The sequence below is a fragment of the Acetivibrio saccincola genome (genome assembly GCF_002844395.1).
Lineage (GTDB): Bacteria > Bacillota > Clostridia > Acetivibrionales > Acetivibrionaceae > Herbivorax > Herbivorax saccincola.
In genome coordinates, this window is the sequence record NZ_CP025197.1 from 1,029,042 (window position 1) to 1,048,464 (window position 19,423).

20 protein-coding genes and 1 pseudogene are annotated in these 19,423 nt (G+C 32.4%); 14 read left to right on the top strand and 7 right to left on the bottom strand.

The window, feature by feature from the left end:
- Positions 1 to 12: 12 nt before the first annotated feature.
- Entirely contained in the window at positions 13 to 549 is a 537-nt protein-coding gene (locus tag HVS_RS04705; RefSeq protein ID WP_101299693.1) for a transglutaminase-like domain-containing protein, read from the bottom strand.
- Positions 550 to 583: 34 nt separating this feature from the next.
- On the opposite strand from HVS_RS04705, the gene HVS_RS04710 reads away from it, so the two are divergent.
- The 10 genes and pseudogenes from HVS_RS04710 to tnpB (HVS_RS17735) all read left to right on the top strand — a co-directional run bounded on the left by HVS_RS04710 (position 584) and on the right by tnpB (HVS_RS17735) (position 10,137).
- The gene (locus HVS_RS04710) at positions 584 to 1,312 is read left to right on the top strand and encodes a transposase zinc-binding domain-containing protein (RefSeq protein WP_242971688.1); all 729 of its coding nucleotides are present in this window, start codon (positions 584 to 586) and stop codon (positions 1,310 to 1,312) included.
- 113 nt (positions 1,313 to 1,425) lie between these two features.
- Entirely contained in the window at positions 1,426 to 2,817 is a 1,392-nt protein-coding gene (locus HVS_RS04715; RefSeq protein ID WP_101298708.1) for an IS4 family transposase, read from the top strand.
- Between the two features lie 430 nt (positions 2,818 to 3,247).
- A complete protein-coding gene (locus HVS_RS04720) occupies positions 3,248 to 3,640 on the top strand; it encodes a hypothetical protein (RefSeq protein WP_101299694.1) in 393 nt (130 codons plus the stop codon).
- A gap of 66 nt (positions 3,641 to 3,706) precedes the next feature.
- Positions 3,707 to 5,755, top strand: coding sequence for a hypothetical protein (locus tag HVS_RS04725; RefSeq protein ID WP_101299695.1), 2,049 nt, complete (start codon positions 3,707 to 3,709; stop codon positions 5,753 to 5,755).
- Between the two features lie 34 nt (positions 5,756 to 5,789).
- A complete protein-coding gene (locus HVS_RS04730) occupies positions 5,790 to 6,650 on the top strand; it encodes an ABC transporter ATP-binding protein (RefSeq protein WP_101299696.1) in 861 nt (286 codons plus the stop codon).
- Positions 6,635 to 7,309, top strand: a complete 675-nt coding sequence (locus tag HVS_RS04735; RefSeq protein ID WP_101299697.1) for a hypothetical protein — start codon at positions 6,635 to 6,637, stop codon at positions 7,307 to 7,309. The genes HVS_RS04730 and HVS_RS04735 overlap by 16 nt, the downstream gene beginning before the upstream one ends.
- Before the next feature lie 932 nt (positions 7,310 to 8,241).
- Positions 8,242 to 8,673, top strand: coding sequence for a hypothetical protein (locus HVS_RS04740; RefSeq protein WP_101299700.1), 432 nt, complete (start codon positions 8,242 to 8,244; stop codon positions 8,671 to 8,673).
- A gap of 646 nt (positions 8,674 to 9,319) precedes the next feature.
- Positions 9,320 to 9,634 (top strand): annotated as a pseudogene (locus tag HVS_RS04745) (MBL fold metallo-hydrolase); the annotation flags it as partial.
- A gap of 51 nt (positions 9,635 to 9,685) precedes the next feature.
- Positions 9,686 to 10,021: an IS66 family insertion sequence element accessory protein TnpA gene (gene tnpA, locus HVS_RS04750; RefSeq protein WP_101299566.1), complete on the top strand. Its 336-nt coding sequence runs from the start codon at positions 9,686 to 9,688 to the stop codon at positions 10,019 to 10,021.
- Positions 10,015 to 10,137: an IS66 family insertion sequence element accessory protein TnpB gene (tnpB, locus tag HVS_RS17735; RefSeq protein WP_108593939.1), complete on the top strand. Its 123-nt coding sequence runs from the start codon at positions 10,015 to 10,017 to the stop codon at positions 10,135 to 10,137. The genes tnpA and tnpB (HVS_RS17735) overlap by 7 nt, the downstream gene beginning before the upstream one ends.
- Positions 10,138 to 10,463: 326 nt before the next feature.
- Here the strand turns inward: tnpB (HVS_RS17735) and HVS_RS04755 are convergent, their stop codons facing one another.
- The 3 genes from HVS_RS04755 to HVS_RS04765 all read right to left on the bottom strand — a co-directional run bounded on the left by HVS_RS04755 (position 10,464) and on the right by HVS_RS04765 (position 13,388).
- Complete coding sequence (locus tag HVS_RS04755; RefSeq protein ID WP_101299048.1) at positions 10,464 to 11,264, bottom strand: ExeA family protein; 801 nt, start codon at positions 11,262 to 11,264, stop codon at positions 10,464 to 10,466.
- Between the two features lie 2 nt (positions 11,265 to 11,266).
- Positions 11,267 to 12,625 (bottom strand): DDE-type integrase/transposase/recombinase, encoded by a 1,359-nt coding sequence (locus HVS_RS04760; protein ID WP_101299562.1) that lies wholly within the window; start codon positions 12,623 to 12,625, stop codon positions 11,267 to 11,269.
- 169 nt (positions 12,626 to 12,794) lie between these two features.
- The gene (locus HVS_RS04765; protein ID WP_101298571.1) at positions 12,795 to 13,388 is read right to left on the bottom strand and encodes a hypothetical protein; all 594 of its coding nucleotides are present in this window, start codon (positions 13,386 to 13,388) and stop codon (positions 12,795 to 12,797) included.
- Between the two features lie 140 nt (positions 13,389 to 13,528).
- On the opposite strand from HVS_RS04765, the gene tnpB (HVS_RS04770) reads away from it, so the two are divergent.
- The 4 genes from tnpB (HVS_RS04770) to HVS_RS04785 all read left to right on the top strand — a co-directional run bounded on the left by tnpB (HVS_RS04770) (position 13,529) and on the right by HVS_RS04785 (position 16,869).
- Entirely contained in the window at positions 13,529 to 13,780 is a 252-nt protein-coding gene (gene tnpB, locus HVS_RS04770; RefSeq protein WP_101299702.1) for an IS66 family insertion sequence element accessory protein TnpB, read from the top strand.
- Between the two features lie 95 nt (positions 13,781 to 13,875).
- The gene (locus tag HVS_RS04775) at positions 13,876 to 15,015 is read left to right on the top strand and encodes an IS66 family transposase (RefSeq protein ID WP_101299704.1); all 1,140 of its coding nucleotides are present in this window, start codon (positions 13,876 to 13,878) and stop codon (positions 15,013 to 15,015) included.
- A gap of 113 nt (positions 15,016 to 15,128) precedes the next feature.
- Positions 15,129 to 15,479, top strand: a complete 351-nt coding sequence (locus HVS_RS04780) for a hypothetical protein (protein ID WP_159063393.1) — start codon at positions 15,129 to 15,131, stop codon at positions 15,477 to 15,479.
- A gap of 61 nt (positions 15,480 to 15,540) precedes the next feature.
- Positions 15,541 to 16,869 (top strand): hypothetical protein, encoded by a 1,329-nt coding sequence (locus HVS_RS04785; RefSeq protein ID WP_159063394.1) that lies wholly within the window; start codon positions 15,541 to 15,543, stop codon positions 16,867 to 16,869.
- Between the two features lie 18 nt (positions 16,870 to 16,887).
- Here the strand turns inward: HVS_RS04785 and HVS_RS04790 are convergent, their stop codons facing one another.
- The 3 genes from HVS_RS04790 to dinB form a co-directional block, all read right to left on the bottom strand.
- Positions 16,888 to 17,502: an SOS response-associated peptidase gene (locus HVS_RS04790; RefSeq protein WP_101299710.1), complete on the bottom strand. Its 615-nt coding sequence runs from the start codon at positions 17,500 to 17,502 to the stop codon at positions 16,888 to 16,890.
- A 29-nt stretch (positions 17,503 to 17,531) separates the two neighbouring features.
- The gene (locus HVS_RS04795) at positions 17,532 to 17,768 is read right to left on the bottom strand and encodes a hypothetical protein (RefSeq protein WP_101299713.1); all 237 of its coding nucleotides are present in this window, start codon (positions 17,766 to 17,768) and stop codon (positions 17,532 to 17,534) included.
- Between the two features lie 145 nt (positions 17,769 to 17,913).
- Positions 17,914 to 19,155, bottom strand: a complete 1,242-nt coding sequence (gene dinB, locus HVS_RS04800; RefSeq protein WP_101299715.1) for a DNA polymerase IV — start codon at positions 19,153 to 19,155, stop codon at positions 17,914 to 17,916.
- Positions 19,156 to 19,423: the final 268 nt, after the last annotated feature.

Here is a 19,423-nt window from a genome sequence, read left to right on the forward strand (position 1 = left end):
TTCCCCTCCAGTTCATCCCATCACCTTCTCTACAGGTATCTCAATTGTTCCTCTCACATATCGAGCAGGAATTCCTTTATATCGAAGAAGGGAAATAAGAAGCGATGCCTGGTCAATATCATTCCCTGCCATTTGGTCAAGGGTTCCCACTGCACCTTTTCTCGACCCGTAATATGCCTCGAAATTTATATTATTCCGGACATATTCATAAATCTCTATAACAGAATTTAAACTCTCAGCCAACTCTTTTATTTCTTCTGTAAATTGAGCTTCTGAAGTCTCTTTCAAATCTTCTTCTGCCGGTATATTTGAAAAAACTGAAGCCTTCTTTTCCGTCGAACTCATCTTATTTATACCGGTTATTTGTGTATCTTTTGACAATATAGAAGGTTCAACTTGTACATTTTTATGCGGTAGACTGCTACCTAAAGTCTGATTTGCCTGAACAGGCTTTATAAGCTTACCCAACTCTACAATTTTCTTTATTACTATTTTATGATAAAAAGATTTACATAATACAATATTTGTGTTAAAACATATATAGAACATTTGTTCTATATATGTTTTAAGAGTGTGAGTACTAATGCTTTATGAAAGTTCGAATAATCAGGGGATATATTCTCCAAGAGAGCCACGGAAAAATTATTATTATAGGTGTGTAGAAGAGAATTTTGAAGTTTTGGAGAGAGTGTGGGATGATAGGTACCAAAATACATACGGTTATTGGAGATCCCATATTCTAGATGTTATATATGATTACCTTGATTGTGGGAATTTGCATCTAGGGTTTGCCCGTGTTAAGTGTGAAGATTGTAACAAGGAGTATCTATTGCCTTTTTCATGTAAACGGAGGGCGTTCTGTCCTTCATGTCATCAGAGAAGAGTAGTTGAATTTGGAGAGTTTTTATACACTGAGGTTTTAAAAGAAGTTTCCCACAGGCAGTGGGTCTTTAGTATACCCAAAAGACTTAGATGCTATTTTATGTATGACAGAAAGCTACTTGCAAAACTATCAAGATGTGCATGGAAAGTCTTATGTGATTATCTTAAAAGTTCATCTGGAGATAAAGATTCAGTTCCTGGTGTTGTTATAGCTGTACAAACATTTGGAGATTTTTTAAACTTTAATCCTCATTTACATGTAATTGCAACAGATGGTTGTTTTAAAGGGGACGGAGATTTTATAAAATCAGTATTACCTCAAGGAAAAGATATTGAGAAGGTTTTTCAGTCAGAAGTACTAAAGATGCTCAAAAAAGAGGGGAAAATTAATCAATTTAATCAACTTTCGCACATAGTTAATGTGCAGTGAACATTGAAAAATCAATAGTTTTGGGCAATAAAGAAGCTCAAGAAACCTCTTATATGTGATATAATAGAAGTGAATAAAACCCATTAAAATCAACACTTTGGAGGTTCTTGAACATGTCTATTATATCACATAAGATGAAAGCAGAAAATAGGTTTTCTATGACAGTTGATAACTTTTTCAAAAAGTTTTCTGTAGGCTCATTGCTAAAACAGGCAAATGCATATAAAGAAAAGGGTGTCCCTTGTGTCAAAGTTTTCAAAGTATTATTCAAACTTGTTTTTACAGGTATGAACTTGTTTATGAATTATGAAACCGAAAATTCTGATATACCATTTGCAAAGGATGTAGCTTACAGATTCCTGAATTCTATGCATATCAACTGGCAGAGATTTCTCTTGTTACTTTCTGCTAAGGTTATAAACCATCATATTGCTCCACTAACAACAGATGAACGAGCTGATGCATTTGTGATAGACGATTCCTTCTTTAGCAGGACAAGAAGCAAAGCAGTAGAACTCCTATGCTGGGTCAAAGATCATGCTGACGGTAATAAAAACAAAAAAGGCTTTCGTATGCTTACTCTTGGTTGGACAGACGGCAATTCATTTGTTCCTGTAGCCTTTAACCTCTTAAGTTCAGCAAATTCAAAGGTTCGTATCAATCCAGCGAGACAATGTATAGATAAAAGAACTGTTGGGTTTAAACGTCGTCAAAATGCCTTGACTACTTCGCCGGAATCTGCTCTTTCAATGCTGAAACAAGCTATGTCTGTGGGCATTAAGGCAAAATACGTCCTGTTTGACAGTTGGTTCTCCTTTCCGGCTACTATTATCAAGATTTGCAAAATGAATCTTAATGTAATAGCCATGTTAAAAGACACGCCAAAGATTTACTACACGTTCAATGGTGAAAAGAAATCATTACGCGAGATATACCGAACTGTCAGGAAACGTAGAGGAAGGGCAAAATACTTGGCGTCTGTCGCGGTAGAACTGCACGACAAAGAAGATAACCTTGTTCCAGCAAAAATTGTCTTTGTACGTGACCGAAGAAATAGGAGCAAATGGCTGGCTCTAATTTCAACGGATATGAATCTTCCTGAGTCAGAGATAATCAGGATATATGGAAAACGCTGGGACATCGAGGTGTTCTTTAAAATGTGCAAGTCATACTTAAAGCTTGCAAAGGAATTCCAAGGCCGTTCGTACGATATGATGGTTGCCCATACTACTATTGTTTTTTCAAGGTACATCATGTTAGCGGTTGAAAACCGCAATAATACTGATTTGCGTACGATTGGTGCTTTGTTCTACTACTGCTGCGATGAACTTGAGGATATCAAATTTGTTGAAGCATTGCAGCTCATAATAGAAGCTTTAAAAGTAACTTTACAGGAAAAACTGTTTTTGTCAAAGGAGACAATTAACGAACTTTTGGGCTACTTTGTCTCTTCTTTGCCCGATTATATCAAGGCAAAGCTATCAGTTGTTTCCTGCGAAAGTTGATATTATTATTTTTATGAGCTTCATTCATTTGTTAGATTTTAGTAAAATTTTTTTGCAAGTTAATGTTTTTAATGTTAAAATATAATATACTAAAATGTAATTAATATATTTTTTAGGAAATAACTTATAAGATTTAGGAAGAAAATATGTTAAATAATAAATATTACTGAAAGAATAATGAGGAATAAAAAACTTATCACATACAAGTTTACATAATAAAGAATAAAAGGTGTTTAATTCTTTGTTATCAAAATATTTAAACTATAAAAAAGTATTGACATTATATATATATATATATAATATCAATATAGACAGAATATAGTCTGTGTTTTTATAATTTTAAAAGATATCAGCTGATATGAGAAGTGTTACAATTGTGTACACATATGAAAAATAATACAAAAAACTAAAATGAAAAAGAAGGATAACTATGAAAAAAACAAATTTAAGTAAAATCTTTTTTTTAGTAGCAGTTTGTGTTATTATTGGAAGTGTTACTGTTAGTGCTGCTCTTATTGGAACATCAAGTGCTACACTAAGCGATACTCAAACTTCAAGTACGGGCAATTTGGTTGCTTTATGGGGTACATCAGGAACTGGAAGACTAAGGGTTATATCTTATAATGGCGAATCTGTTACAGCAAAGGCTATGAGGGTTAGAGTAGGTTGGTTTGATCAAACTCTTGAGACAGTAGAAACTAATTCTAATATTTGGACAGCATCACCGCCTTTCCCCTTGAGAACAGTTGATGTAGGATATTATGTAAGAGTAGAAGGAGATAAATCAGCAAAGGGAAAAGGCGAGTTTGAAGTTTATCAGTAATACATAAAAATAAGTTCAAGACCTAGTCAGATGGTCTAGGTCTTGAACTTTTTGTGAGGTGCAATTATGGAAGTTTTCAAAAGAATGTTTACGCTTGAAATAAAGTTATTTGTCAAAAGATATTATTTAATAATTCCTTTGTTGCTAACTTTTTTTTACATGTTTTACGGATATTATGTAATGCAAGATGGACTTGATAGATTTTCATTTATAAGAACAAGTGGCTTTGTTATGATGGTTTTAACAATGTTAGCCATGTGCTATGGGGTTATAAATGCCAGACAAGAAAAAAATGAGAAATTTGACGAGTTGATAAATACATTGCCAGCTTTTTGGATACGTCAGATATCTAAGGTTTTTGCATGGTCATTTTGTTCGTTTGTTTATTGCATTATACTTATAATGCTGTGTACAGGTTGGATTGCTAATGGAGGAAATGAATTATGGAAGTATGCTTTGCAAGTTATACCATATATTTGTGTAAATTTTGGTATACCTATGATATCTACATGGATTATTGCATATTCTATAGAAAAGATTTTTAAACCAATAATAGGTTGGCCTCTTTTACTATTAATATGGTATGTTATTTCGCCTTTTAAAAATAATTTGGACAGTACATTAATTATATTAAGTCAATTTGTTGAGGAGCCCCATGGTAACCAAAGTCTTGTGCATTACGGGCTTGAAATGAACATGGGATTATTGTCAAGGAAATTGTGGTTATTAATGTTTAGTATGTCAGGATATATCTTTGTAAATTTATTTAGTTCAGGTACTACAACTTTTAAAAATGCTAAGGCTAAAATAGCAGGAGTTACAGCAATTTTACTGATTATTGGTTCTGTACCATTAGCGGTTGTTTCATCAAAACCCCATTCTCAAGGAGTTATATGGAACCTTAATAATAGAAGATGGAGGGGAGAACTTTTAGAACAAGCTAAGGAGAAACTTGAATCAGAGTATAGTAATGGACAAATGAAATTGCTCCATTTAGAGATAGGTGACAGTAAAGGTGATTTATTAGAATATTATGCAAAAATAAATATTGATAATGTTACAAAAGATTCAATTATATTTACCTTATATAGAAGTCTTGATGTCATAGATTTAAAAGTTAATGGGCTTGAATATAGTAAATATATTCGTGATGGTGATTGGATTATTTTGGAGAACAATATAGAAGGAGAAGTGGAAATTGAAATTAATGTTTCAGGAAGACTTCCTTATTTACTTGGAGAAGTAACAGATCGTACAATGTTGCTGATGCCAGATTTCCCTTGGTATCCTGTATTAGGGAAGCATAAAACAATACTTCCTGTGCTTACGGTTGATTTTTTACCTAATAGTTTAGCAAGAGAAAAACCATATGAGATTATAGTAAAAAGTTATAGAGGAAATATAATAACTAATTTATCCTGTGATAGTGGCACAGAATTTAATGGTCAAGCAACAGGACCAGCAGTTATACAGGGAGACTATAAAAGTGGAAATATTGAAGGAATACACTTTGTTGCACCCCCTTCTATATATGATTTTTACAAAGAATCTATAAACAAAATACCTAGTTTATTTATAGAGTATAAAAGAGATTTTAAAGATTCATTAGGAATTGAGGAGAGTTATTGTTCTTATAATAAATATAATCAGGTTTTTTTAGTTAATTTAAGTAAATCTGTTTGTATTAATCAAGATGCAGTATATTTGAATTATTCTTCATGGCTATCTGCTTCTCCTGATATTGCAGATGATATAAGAATAATATGTGAGAGTTTAAGACCCATTGTACTGATGGAGTGTTTTTGGAGAACAGGTCTGTACATGGAAAGTAGTATTGCACCGGCGCTTTTCCATACTATGATTGAAATAGCTGAGACTGGTGAAAAAGGAGATTTGGAAGAGTACTTTATACAGTGGTGGGAAGAAGATGATGAAAAACAAATAGTCTGGGAAAATGATTTAAATGATGTATATGAAATTGAAAGACTTATAAAAGCTGAATCTAAAGAAGAAATAAGCAAGATAGCATATGAAATATTGAGAAAATGGGTAACAGTAAATAACTTGGGGGATTCTATAGATTCTTTGAGTAGTTCTTTTAAGTCGGAGGAATAAGCTTATTTTTCAAAAAGAAAGGGAGATGTTAATCATGAGGTTAGAAATAGAGGGACTATCAAAAAGTTATAAAGATAAAAAAGCTCTTGATTCTGTTAATTTATTTGTTTCAAATGGAATCTATGGATTGTTAGGTCCTAACGGAGCAGGAAAAACAACTTTAATGAGAATTCTTGCAGGACTTATAACACCAGATGAAGGTAGAGTTGTTTTTGATGGGGAAGATGTTTTAAAGAATATTGATAATTTCAGATATAAAATTGGTTACTTGCCTCAAGAGTTTGGATGTTACAGAAGTATATCAGTAAAAGAATGTCTTGATACAATAGGTGTTTTAAAAGGAATAGACGCATCTGAAAGAAAAAAACAAATAGAAAAGATTCTTTGTGAAGTAAATTTAAGTGATGAATATAAGAAAAAAGTTGGGGCTCTTTCAGGTGGTATGAGAAGAAGGCTTGGAATTGCACAAGCTATGTTAGGAAATCCTTCATTTATAATGGTTGATGAACCTACAGCTGGGTTAGATCCAGAGGAACGTATTAGATTTAGAGGATTTATAAGAAAGTTTGCAACAAATAGAGCAATATTACTATCCACTCATATTATTGAGGACATTAAAAATAATTGTGATGGATTAGCATTAATAAATAATGGGAAAATTAAGCAATTCAATAATTTTGAAGAATTAGAGAACATGGCAAAGGGTAAGGTGTGGAAAATGGTTGTAGACAGTGACGATTTTCACAAAATAGATGGGAAATATAAAATATTGTCAACTAATACAAACGCTAATGGTTTGGAAATTAGGATTTATTCTGAAGTGAAACCGTCAGAAGATGCTGTGGCAGTTGAACCAACAGTGGAGGAGGGTTATTTGACATGGATAAACGCATAAATAAAATGATACCTCTATCTTTTGATTTAAAAACAGTAGGTTATGGTGGATATTTTATATTATTAGCCTTTGCAGCAACTATAATATTTCATTTAATGCTTATGGGGGGATCGGCAACTAAATATATTTCACTTCAGACAACAGTATTTATTATATCTGTTGTTGGTGTATTGGTTTGGATTTTACCTGCTTATGTGGAGGTTGTAAAGCCAGAAAGCAAAGAATTAATACTATCTCTACCTATAGATGGACTTACATTTGGTTTTCTTAGAATGGTAAGATTGTTTGCACTATATACCGTATTTGTTTTGACTTTGCTATTTGTAGTATATGTTATTGGTAACGAAAATAGATTAGAATATGGTATTGTTGAGGTGTTTTTAATTTCAGGAGCAGTTTTTTTTATCTCAGGATTAGGAATGACAGTATTTTTAATAAGCAAGAATCTTGTAATAGGTTATGGTATTCCTATTTTGTGGGTTTCAATAAGCTTTTTTTATAGGGGTGGGGCTAGTTGGTTATGGCATACATGCCATTGGATTAATCCTAATCCTTTTGAATCATCATTGAAATATGCTGTATCCCATTGGATAACAGGGATGGTGTTATATATAATATCAGCTTTTATTATTAAACAGCGTGAGTATCTAATGGGATAAATGTTTTAAAACAATGTAGCTTGATGATATGATGAGTTCTTGAATGATTTTTCTTCTTTTTTGTATTCCTTTGATATCAAGCCAGAAAACAGAATAGCAATGTAATACTCCGGAAAAACTGCAATAGAAATCTATTCAAATCAATGCGGAATATGCCAAAGCAAATCCGGATTTAAAAACTGCTGTACCGCAATATTGTTTCTGCGAGTATCTTGACATTAGGAACATAAGGACCGACTGCAACAACGGTTCCATCTTCTTTTAGATCAGCAACAACCATTTTTATTTTACAGCAAATACAGGAGGCTTATATTAGATTAGATAAAAAATAGGTGATATAAGCTATTTTATAAAAGTAATATTATACATAACGAAATGGAGTTATAACGTCATTAAATATAAATTATATATTGGGATATTAGAAGCGGACTCGTTATGACTGACGGGACATCTACTCAAAGTGCAGCACTTGGTCTAGCTCATGAGATGGGGCATGTTCACAAGATTTAGATGGACTTCTTTCTGGGAAAACAAGAGATGAGATAGAAGCGGATAATTTAAAGAGACATGAAACTCCTATTGCGAAGCAACTAGCTGAACCTATACGCAAGAATTATGATAGTCACAAAGGAACATATAGAATGCACAATTCTAAACACTACACAACTACTCATACTTATAATTTAGGATTTATTTAAATCCTAAAAATTGGGATAAATCAAATAAGTATATTATACATCATAACCAATTACCATTTATAGGCACATCAATAAGGTCAGCTGAGTAATTTCTTTAAAGGAAATAAGAAAATGATTTTGATATGGAGGAATAGAAATGGACGCAAGAAAACATATTTTTTGGCTTTTTGTTTTTCTTATACTCATTAACACTATTTTAACCAGTTGTAGGAGGGATGACGTATTTAGAAAAAATTGTCTGAAGCAATAAAAAATGAGAATGTTGAAAATATTAGTTTAACGATCTATTATATGAGTCCATTTATTCTTACGCGTCAACCTTTAAGTGTAAATGATTTAATTAACTCGAGCAAGGCACAAAAAATTGTTATTGAAGGCGATAGTCTAAAAGAACATATTGCTTTATTTGAGCAAATAGAAAATGATGACTTAATACCGGTTAAAGATAAATCATATATAGATGCTCGATTGTATTATGTGCTTGAAAGCAAGAAAAATGGTGAGTTATTAGATGTTTCTATGTGGGGCGGAGAAAACAACAGCATATTTGTCAATGGGGTTGAAATTATAGAAAACGATATTTTTTATGATGTAGTGAAGCCATTTCTATCTAAAGATGCAATCAAAGAGTTGGAAAATTATGTGGCAGGTATTTGGCCAGAGTAAATAGATTGCTTAGAATGGGATGGGAATGACAGATTTATTTTAAAAGCTGATGATGGCTTGCATTATTGAGAGAAACAATTAGATGATACTTGGAAAAAGTAGATGGTTTTGCATATGAGTACTAAAAGATAACACTAATCATATTGTAAATATTATTCATGATGAAATGTAAAAAAAAATTTTATTAATAACTTGTTAAAAACATAAATTGTGATAAAATAGGATAGAAAAACGTTTAACTTATCTTGTATAAGAAAAACAATTCTTGGACATGCGGGCGTTATGAATAAATATGTTATTTGTTTATCTTAAGCATTCAGACATCGGTATTCATGAAAGTATCAAAAAGTCAAATCAAGCAATTGGTATAAGTTAATCAAAAAATATATGTATTTTTATGAGATACTAAAGGTTTATAGGTTTCGCCAAGAAATACTTTACATCGTTTTATACAGGTTTTGCGAAGTCATATAGATAAAGCGGGTGTATGTAATAAATGTGAAAAAGAATATATTCATACATATACACTATTGAGTGAATATTTAAAATGTAATTTTTTTTTGCATTCAATCTTGATTTAAAAAATTGATTGAAAATATATATAGATGTAAACACTTTAGGTGTAAATAATAATTGGAGGATTACAGTGGCAAAAAGAAAAAGAAAACTAAAAATAATTCCCTTAGGGGGATTAGGAGAAATAGGAAAGAATATTACGGTATTTGAGTACGGGAAGGATATTATTGTTGTTGACTGTGGTATGACGTTTCCGGACGATGAGATGCTTGGTATCGACCTAGTACTTCCGGACACTACATATTTGACAAATAATAAAGATAGGATAAAAGGAATTGTTATAACTCACGGTCACGAGGATCACATTGGAGCTTTACCTTATGTGCTAAAAGAGATAAATGTTCCCGTTTATGGTAAGCGTAAAAGAATTAACGGATATAAATACTAAAAAATTTGCTATACAATTGAATTATCAAAAGTATAGGGGGTTTTTTAATTGAATCAAATAGAGACAAATGAATATTGGAAGGATATTTTAGAAAAATTCTCAAAATATGAAGGAACAATATCTGGTTTTTGTAGAGAGTATGATGTAAATATCCATAGGTTATATTATCAAAGAAAAAAACTAAGGAAGAAAAACGAATCAATATTTCATGCTATTAATTTAAATGGTAGGAAAAATAAAATAGAGAACTCACCTGATGTAAAAAATAATCTTAACCCATCTAATGAAATAAGAATAGAAATTGGAAAGGCTAAAATATATATATCTAATTCAGATGAGTTATCTTTATCAAATGCACTAAAGGAGATAGTAAGAAGTTGTTAAATATTAATGAGATAGATACTGTATATTTAGCTAGTGGTGTCACGGACTTAAGAAAAAGTATAGATGGGTTAATGGTTATAATAAAGATGGAGCTTAAGCTAGATCCTTATGTGTAAATTTTCAAATTAAATTAGATAATATTTTCAAATTATTTTAGGTCAATTTTACCACAAATTAGTGAATATTTTCAAATTAAAATAGGAACGCGATAATCAAATTTTCAAATTCCAGTAGGATTCAAAATAAAATTTGGAAAAATAAGTATTGCATAACACTTTCAAATTTGTATAATAAAAATGAGCAGATTAACTGCTCTTAAAATTTTAATCAAAATATTGATAATAGAAAACTTTTAAGTATAAATTCAATAAGTTCACAACATTTATTACTTAAACGGTTTATAACCGTTGTACTAAGGCTGCCGGTTAAAGATAAAAGTATTTTAGATATCAAAATCTTTTTGTCCTTGGTATACGATTTCTTCATCTACATGCTTTTGCTTTATTGAACAAGCATACATAAGGCTTGAGGTTGCAAGACTGTTAACAAGGCGGGGTACGCCTTTTGATGCAGAATAAATAGCTTCAATTGCAGCCTGGGTAAATATATTTTCATGTAAACCGGCAGACTTTAGCCTTGTAAAAATATAGTCTGAAAGTTCCTCAGGCTTTAACCCCTGCATTACGTATTTTACGGCTATACGCTGCTTTAAAGGTGCATTTACCGCTAACTGTAATTTGTTCCTGATTTGCGATTGCCCCGACAATATTAATATAAAAGGATTTTCAGAGTCCATTTTAAAGTTAAATAAAAGCCTTAATTCTTCAAGTATGCTGTTTGACAGCATCTGTACCTCGTCAAGGATAATAACCGGAGTAATTTTTTGATTATAGTACAAAGACATTATTGCTTGTTGTATCTGATGAAACATTGTAACCTTCTTATGTGAAGGCACTTCTCCTAAAGATATTAAAAGACCCCGGTAAAAATCCATAACGGTAACTGTTGAGAGAGAAAAATAGCAGGGTTTGTAAAGTCCCGGATTTAACCCGGCTGAAAATTTTCTTAAGGCGGTGGATTTTCCCATTCCCGGTTCACCGACTAAAAGAAACATTCCCCGGATGTTTTGAATATATTTAAATCTTGAATTTAATTCCTTAATATCTTCACTTTCATAAACATCAGAAATATCAATTTCTTTTCCAAAAGGATTGTATTTTAGTCCAAAAAACTGTCTGAACATAATTATTTCTCTCCTTCCATAATTGTTTTAAATGAAATTGTTTGTTTTGATTTAGGCATGTCAGCATGTGTTACAGATACTTCGTTATTTTGTAAATCCACTATTAACTCAGAATTTTTAGGTCTGCCCCTTCGTTTCATATGGGCATTGTCATGAAAATTAACCTGCAAGGCTTCACCGATTTTCTTGCCTTCATAGTATATGAATACCGGCCAAAAAGGTATGTCAAGCCGTTGAGGGTCATATCTGACTTCAACTCTTAAACCTGCAAACTTAATGTCAGTTTCATACAGTATATTGTTTATGGAAAATGTGCCGTCATGGTTAATTTTGCGTTTTACACGTAAAAGAAGCTTTTCTTCTAACTGTGCAGGGTCAGTACATTGTTTTATTCTTGAAGCCTGTGACATAAAAAAGTCTAACGGTGTTACCCCTTTAAGTGATGAATGAGGCTTCTTATGGTAATCCTCATCAAGCCATTTCCAAAACTCAAAATTCAGGTCTTCTAAACTCTTAATTTTATTCATATTAAGTTGGGATAAAAATCTTTTTCTAACTGTTAAAAAGAACCTTTCTATTTTTCCCCGGCTATGTGCAACAAAGGGTTTCGAATGTATAAGAGCGCATCCTACGTCCGCGCACATAAATTCAAACTGCTGTGAACGGTAAATCTTCCCATTGTCCGTATAGAGCAAGGAAGGTATGCCTCTTTTTAACACCGCTTCTTTAAATGAATGCCTTAACGATTCTAAATTTTGTGTATAGTAAAATTCTCCGTGAGGTACAAGTCTTGATGCATCATCTATATATGCTAATAAGTATGTGGCTCTTTTCTTCCTGCCTTCCTGTATGTAAGGTCCATACATTAAATCCCCATACCACAACTCATTTATATATTGATGTGCAAATCTTTTAATTTCTTTTTTCTCTTCAGTTTCATAAATGCTTTCATGATTTGAAAATTTTAAAAACCTGTATAGTGTGGTAAGTGATATTTGCCCTTCTTTTAATATGCCTTTTTTTATTAGTTTATCATAGATGATTGTAGTAGGCGCTTTAGGATATTTTCTTTTCGTCTCAAGGATTTTTTCAGCAAGTTCTGTATCTATTTTTCTACAATTACCCCTGTCTTTCCGGTATCCGGGTTTTAATGCATCCAATCCTCCACGCATGTAATCACAGTACCAGGACTCTATTGTTTTAGGTGAATATTTTCTTATGCCATAGTGTGGCATTTCTACGGGTTTTGATGAAATTTGAGCATAATAGTCCTTACGATTATTCACTTGTCCATTTAGGATCGGACTTATCAGTGAAAATCTTTTTAACGCAATGGCATTTCTTACCTCTTCACTTAACATATTCCTGACCTCCTGTTGCATTTTTAGGAAGCCATGACCGGTCAGGCTGTTCTTTACCACGGATGTTACCATAGTTATTTGCTCAAGTAAAGGAAAATATGGTGTTGCGGTTGATTTCATTAAAAATTTTTCATAAGACGCTTTTTAAAATCCTATTTTAATGTTATAATCATGCTGCAAGAAATGTTTTAGCGGTAGCTTGATAGTATTTTTGAGAGAATAGTTGAATGTTGGGGAATTCTCTTACTACTATTGCTAAAACGTTTCTTGCTTTTTCTGTGTTTCCAAGTGTTTCATCCGGTAATTTCACTTTGTGTATTATTTGTCTTAATCCATTTTGTATTGTATTGAGATTTTTAATGAATTTTTTTCTGTAATAGTATAGAATTTGCCTTGAAAACTGTACGTTGTTTTTTAGATTTAGTTGTTTTATAACTGAATTAATACTACCTTTACGATAAAATAAATTATATATGTATTCAAAAATATGATTTATTGCATTAATAAATCCGGGTAAACAAAAGTTAGGAATATATGATATGGTGCATCCACATAGAGGACATATATAGCGTCTGATTACTATTTTCCCTTTATATTCTTTTGAGTAATAATATCTTTCATAGAAGCCATGTTTGCGGAAACTAACTAATTTATTGCATTTTGGATTGTGACATCTTTTAGTTGGTGGCGGTGGAAAAGGATAATTTCTCCCAAGTTTAATATATTCATGAATTCCTTCATGAACATTGAAGATATATTGCATTTTTACATCACCCTCCGCAATATATTATAAAAAATAATCCTACTGTAAAGTGAAAATATTTTTTCAAATTGCGGTAGGGTTAAAAATTTTTTTCACCTATTTTAATGTGATAAAATAAGGGTAGATTTACCTAAATTAAAATGAAAATCTACACTTATGAAAAGGCACTATTTGTTTTTTGTAACAGACAGATGAACAAACTAAAAGTATTACACTTTGATAATGGATTTTGGTTGTATTACTACCGATTAGAAGAAAATAAATTTAAATGGCCAATGACAAAAGATGAGGCTCTTAAAGTAGACGTAGACGAGTTAAAGTGGTTATTAAAAGGATATGAAGTAAGAACAACTTCAAAATTTAAATCCGTCAAAGGTAGAAAATATTTTTAAAAATTTTACAAACAAAACCCTTTAAAAGCTGGTAATATAAAGGGTTTTGTGATATAATATAGTTATAAAAAATAAGAGATTAGAGGTTATTATAAGTGCAAAAAATTCACGATGAAATCCAGCTTGATGAAAATACAAGAAAATTAATTTTTGATATAAATAAAGAATTAGAATCGAAAGACAAAGAATTAAAATCGAAAGACAAAGAATTAAAATCGAAAGATATAGAAATTAATGCATTAAAAATCGAAATAGAAAATTTAAAAAGTATAATTTTAAATAGAAATAAAAAGATTTTTGGAAAATCAAGCGAAAAATTTTCTGGTGAGCAATTATCTCTCTTTAATGAAGCTGAACTTTATAGTGACCTCAAGAAAGAAGAGCCAGAAAAAGAAGAGATTAAATATATACGAAACAAGTCTTCTAAAAAGAATACTAAAAAAGAGAACTTATCAGAATTAGAAAGGGTAACAATTCATCACAAACTTGAAGAAAATGAAAGGCAGTGTGATTGCTGCTCTACCCCTATGGATTTTATAGGAACTACTTCTAAAGAAATATTAAAATATATTCCAGCCAAACTATATGTAGAAGAACATATAAACTATAGTTATGCATGTAAATCTTGTCAACCAGAAGAGGAAAAAACAAATATAATTACTTCTAAAGCACCAAATACTTTACTTTCTAAGAGTATGGCCTCAAATGAAATATTAAGTCATGTAATGAGTCTTAAATATCTTTATGCGCTACCTCTATATAGACAGGAAAACTATTTTAAGATGCTTGGATTAAGCTTATCTAGACAAACATTATCAAATTGGATAGTTAGAGCTGCTAATGAATTTGAACTAATTTATAAAATAATGAAAAAAGAGTTACTTAAAAGAAATTACATTCAAGCTGATGAAACTACTTTGAAAGTTTTAGAGAAAAATGGAATTGTAAAAATATTGTATCTATCTAATTCTTTGCAATTTATCACTACCATGTGGTTAGCACTAAAATTAAACACTGCAAAGCTCCTTTATCAAAAAACATATAGAATCTTATATAGGATTTTATACGCTTCCCTGAAACTTGTATGGTTTCAGCCCGGTTGCAGGTTTCCTGTTGCTTCCCAGCATTGCAGGTTATCGGCAGAGCCGGGCCTCAATAGAATTATTGACAAAAAGCAAATTAAATTAACATTGTACTTTTATGTTTTTACTTTTTTAAATTTGCTAGACAAATAAGTATTGCCAATTATTAAAAAATTTATGTATAAAACTTTAATAATTGGCAAAATTCTATAATGAAAAACAAAATGCAGTTATATATTCTGTAAACTAAAATTAATTAATGTTTCTTGCTGAGAAGGATTTACATAAAATCTAAACCCACAAAATTATTTACACTCCCTATCGATGACGTACTCGAAGTACAAATTCCATTTGTTGACCCCGACTATGGTATGAACCTTTATGCCATCTGGAGTAGAAAATCCGGTGGAAATAAATCAGTTGGCTTGGGCGGTGCATGGGGTTATTTTAATAAAGCCGACCCATTTGCCACTCCTAATGTACCTACAATAGATGAAATAAAACATTTAGCTGACATACCTGATATAGAAAATTACAGCCACATTCTTGACATACCCAATATAGATAAAATCCTTGTAAGACCAATACAGGAACTAGGAGCAATTGCTCCTTCATAAATAAAAGACTCCTCAGGACACCTTGTGGAGGGATTTAAACTTGTATGCGGAGGAAAGGTATATGTTTCCGATGAATGCTCCGTTGGTTCAGGAACATTTAAAAATGGCGGGGCTGTGGGCACTGTCAAGAAAAATACGCTTTCCTTTAGCTGAGGGCGAAGACATCACCGCCCATTTAACTAAACCATGGGGGGAATGGAAAAAAGGAAGCCTTGCTACAGGAAGTTTAAACATAGAACAAAAAGATTCTCAAATATTAAAAGGCATTAAACTATTCAAATCATACAGCCCAAAAACAATTGGTGTTAGTGAAAACAGCGATACGATAGTATTAAACCCTAATGTAACGGCAACTGTGGAAAGGCCTGTTTTTGAAGATGACCCTCTAAATAAGAAGTGGCTTAATTTGCTTGACCCTAAAAAACCAAAAGTTTTAGACGGGGAATTTACATACGGTGGAGAGGTAAAAAGGACATATGTTTACAAAAGAGATACCGGTTTATATGACGAAGATGAAATAGAAGTTGAAGGTGTGGCAAAGGCGCCGTTTAATCCAGGAAATGATAGAATATTTATAAATGCCTACATATATAACGGCAAAAAGGATTTAAAACCACCAAGTTTTGAAAATAAAATAGAGAACAACGGAAACATGTACTTGCAAAAGAGCCTATTATGGCAGAGTGAACCTTACCCTTTTGATGTGATAAGATGGATGTGCCACATAGATGAAAACGGAAGAGAACATAATTGGACTGCTGTTGACGGACAATACAAAAGAACTTTCCTCCAGCAAAACAGTGCCAATATAAAAGTTGAATTAAAAAGCCCAATGACAAATGAATACTATCAGGGAAGGGATGCGGCAGAAAAGGGTATAAACAGAAAAGACCTGTATGACAAGGCCGTATTTGCGACGGACAAGGAATTTCAAAGATTTGACTATCCTATAAAATCAGGCTATTATTTTAATCCTGCAGGTGAATATAAAATCACCCTTGAGACTGTAACATATAAGCCTGTAGCTGGGAAAACAAAAGACCATGAAAATTTAGTTAACGCCCTTATTAATTCCTTTAGGTACGAAACGGATTTAATATACATAACCGACAGAAGGGAAGCAGTTAATATAAACAACAATCCTGTAAGAAGCATAGGAGGAAAACTTCAAAAAGAGCCGGGGTCAGTATCGGTAATGAACAACCAAAGCGTCAACGGTATAAATCTTTTAACTGTAGATACATCTTACAAAAGTGATTTTGAAGAAGTAAAATACAGCTCTGTAAGCGGTGGATTTACAGATGAGCGTTGGAAGCAGGTTATGGAAGGCTATAGTGAATCAGGTTGCTGGGAATCAATAGGATGGAATGACGACGAGTCTATTTTTTAGGGATGCCGTACTTTTACCCTAACTTACCGCATTCATGGTCATACTGCCATAGGTGTAGGGTTTTAACATATCAATTAAAGTTTCTATATTATCAGACTGCCTTAGCCACAGCTTTTCCATACCAGGTTCAATAATAACCGGCATCCTGTCATGAACAAAGGCCGTAGTTTCATTAGGTGATGTTGTAATTATGGCATACCCAATGTAGGGTTTACCGTTTTTGTCTTTAAAAACATTATATATACCCGCCATAAAGAATATCTTACTTTGAGGTATGGATATTTCAAATTTTGTCTTCTTTTTTGCACCTTCTTCCTTCTTCCATTCAAAATAGGCTTTAGCAGGGATCAGGCATCGCCTTTTGTGAAAAGAATTTTTAAACATGTTTTTAGAATTTATTGTTTCCCCTCGGGCATTTATAATGGGTCTTCCAGAATATTCACCATAGCTCCATTTCATGGCAGTCAGGACAACCTTGCCGCTCTCTTCACAAATCACCGGTGCAATATTTGTAGGAAACACTTCACCTCTTGCAATATTTTCCGCTGTTTTAAATTTTTCTGCCACTTCATCTATAACAGATTGTATTTCCTCATATTCATTATCTGTAAATGCAACATATCTTCCACACATTTAAATCACCTCAATATGTATAATACCATTTATACCGGCTCAATAAACCATTTATTTTCATGATTGAGATAAAGATATGCTCTTTTTCCGCCGATAAAGCATGAATATCTGACACCTTGAACTCCAATTTTTAAAGATGCACCTTTTACAGGCTTTCCCGGTTTATCAACGCTATATACCTTATCTTTATCAATCCTAATCTTCAAAGGAATAATATCACCGTCTAAATTATAATATGCTATTACTTCTACAGCTGGTTTATCCACTAAAAAACACCTCTTTTAGTGATAATAATAAATATGCCTTTAAAAAATTTAGATATCTGTAATTTAACTATTAACTATCAAATGACTATCAAAAATTTAACTATCAAAAACTTAACAATCTAAAATTTAACAATCCAAAATTTAACTATTTAAAATATGATACAGGAAAAATTACATTCTCCTCAACGGGATTGGCATTTAAGGCTTTATCCGTAAGTACCAGTGCCCTTTGAACAGAATAATGTCCAAACCTCCTTCGTATTTCATCTATACTGTATTCAAGCCGTTCTTTTTTAAGTTTTTGTTTTTCATCATGTAAAAGACTAAGCTGCACATAGGTATCTGCCGTTACAAGATCTGTTACCCTTACCCCGATACTTCTTATGGGTCTTTCCCACTTCCAGTTGTTTAAAAATATTTCATAAGCTTTGCTTGCAATATCTTCTGTAATAAAACTTCCACAATTTAACTTTGCCTGCCTGTCAATACTGTTCAGTTCATTGTCCCTTACATAAAGTTGAACGGTTTTTCCTTTAAAATTATGTCTTCTAAGGCGCTCGGATACACTTTCGCTGAGCACATAAAGTAGCAGCTTTACATCTTCGTTATTTACCAAATCCCTTGGCGTTGTCAAACTATTGCCTATACCTTTAATGGTAGGATGTAGGTCGGTTTTCATAACAGGTACCGTATCAAGGCCATTGGCAAATATCCATAGGGTTTCACCCCATTTACCCAAAAACTTCCTGAGAAAGTCCAAACTCAAGTTTGCCAGGTCACCAATAGTATGTACCCCTATATTGGTAAGCTTTTTTGCCGTGGCTCTCCCTACATAGAGCAAATGTGAAACAGGGAGCGGCCATACCTTCTTTTTAAAATTATCTCTGGTAATGACAGTAGTGGCATCGGGTTTTTTCATGTCACTTCCAAGCTTTGCAAAAATCTTATTGTAGGACACTCCGACACTGGAAGTAATACCCAGTTCATCTTTTATCCGCTTTCTTATTTCATCAGCAATATACTTACCGTTTCCAAAAAGTTTACAGGAACCGGTAACATCAAGCCAGCATTCATCTATCCCGAAGGGTTCTACAAAATCCGTATAACAATTGTAAATTCTTCTTGCCTCGCTGCTAAAATAAATATAGGTCTTATAATCAGGGGGCAAGACGATTAAATCCGGACATTTTTGCCTTGCCTGCCAAATGGCTTCCCCCGTCTTAACCCCATAACTTTTAGCAATTAAATTCTTTGCCAAAATAATTCCATGCCGTTTTTCAACGGAGCCACCGACAGCCACAGGTTTATCCCGGATTTCAGGATTTCTCATGCACTCAACGCTGGCATAAAAACTGTTGAGGTCTGAGTGAAGTATAACTCTTTCCATTATTATCACCTGCTATATATAGAATATCACGAACACATGTTCGAAGTCAAGGATATAAATAAAATTAAATTTATGCAAAATATAATTCTGTAAAAGCGTTTTAATGTTAATGTTGAACATTGTTATAAAAAAGTTTAAAAATCATGTTATAATATTGGCTGCATTACATAATAACAAATTGACTTAAAAGTTTTAAAAAAATGGCATAGGCATATTTTGCTTGACACTAAAAATCAAAAGTTAGTAACATAAACATAAGTATAAATAG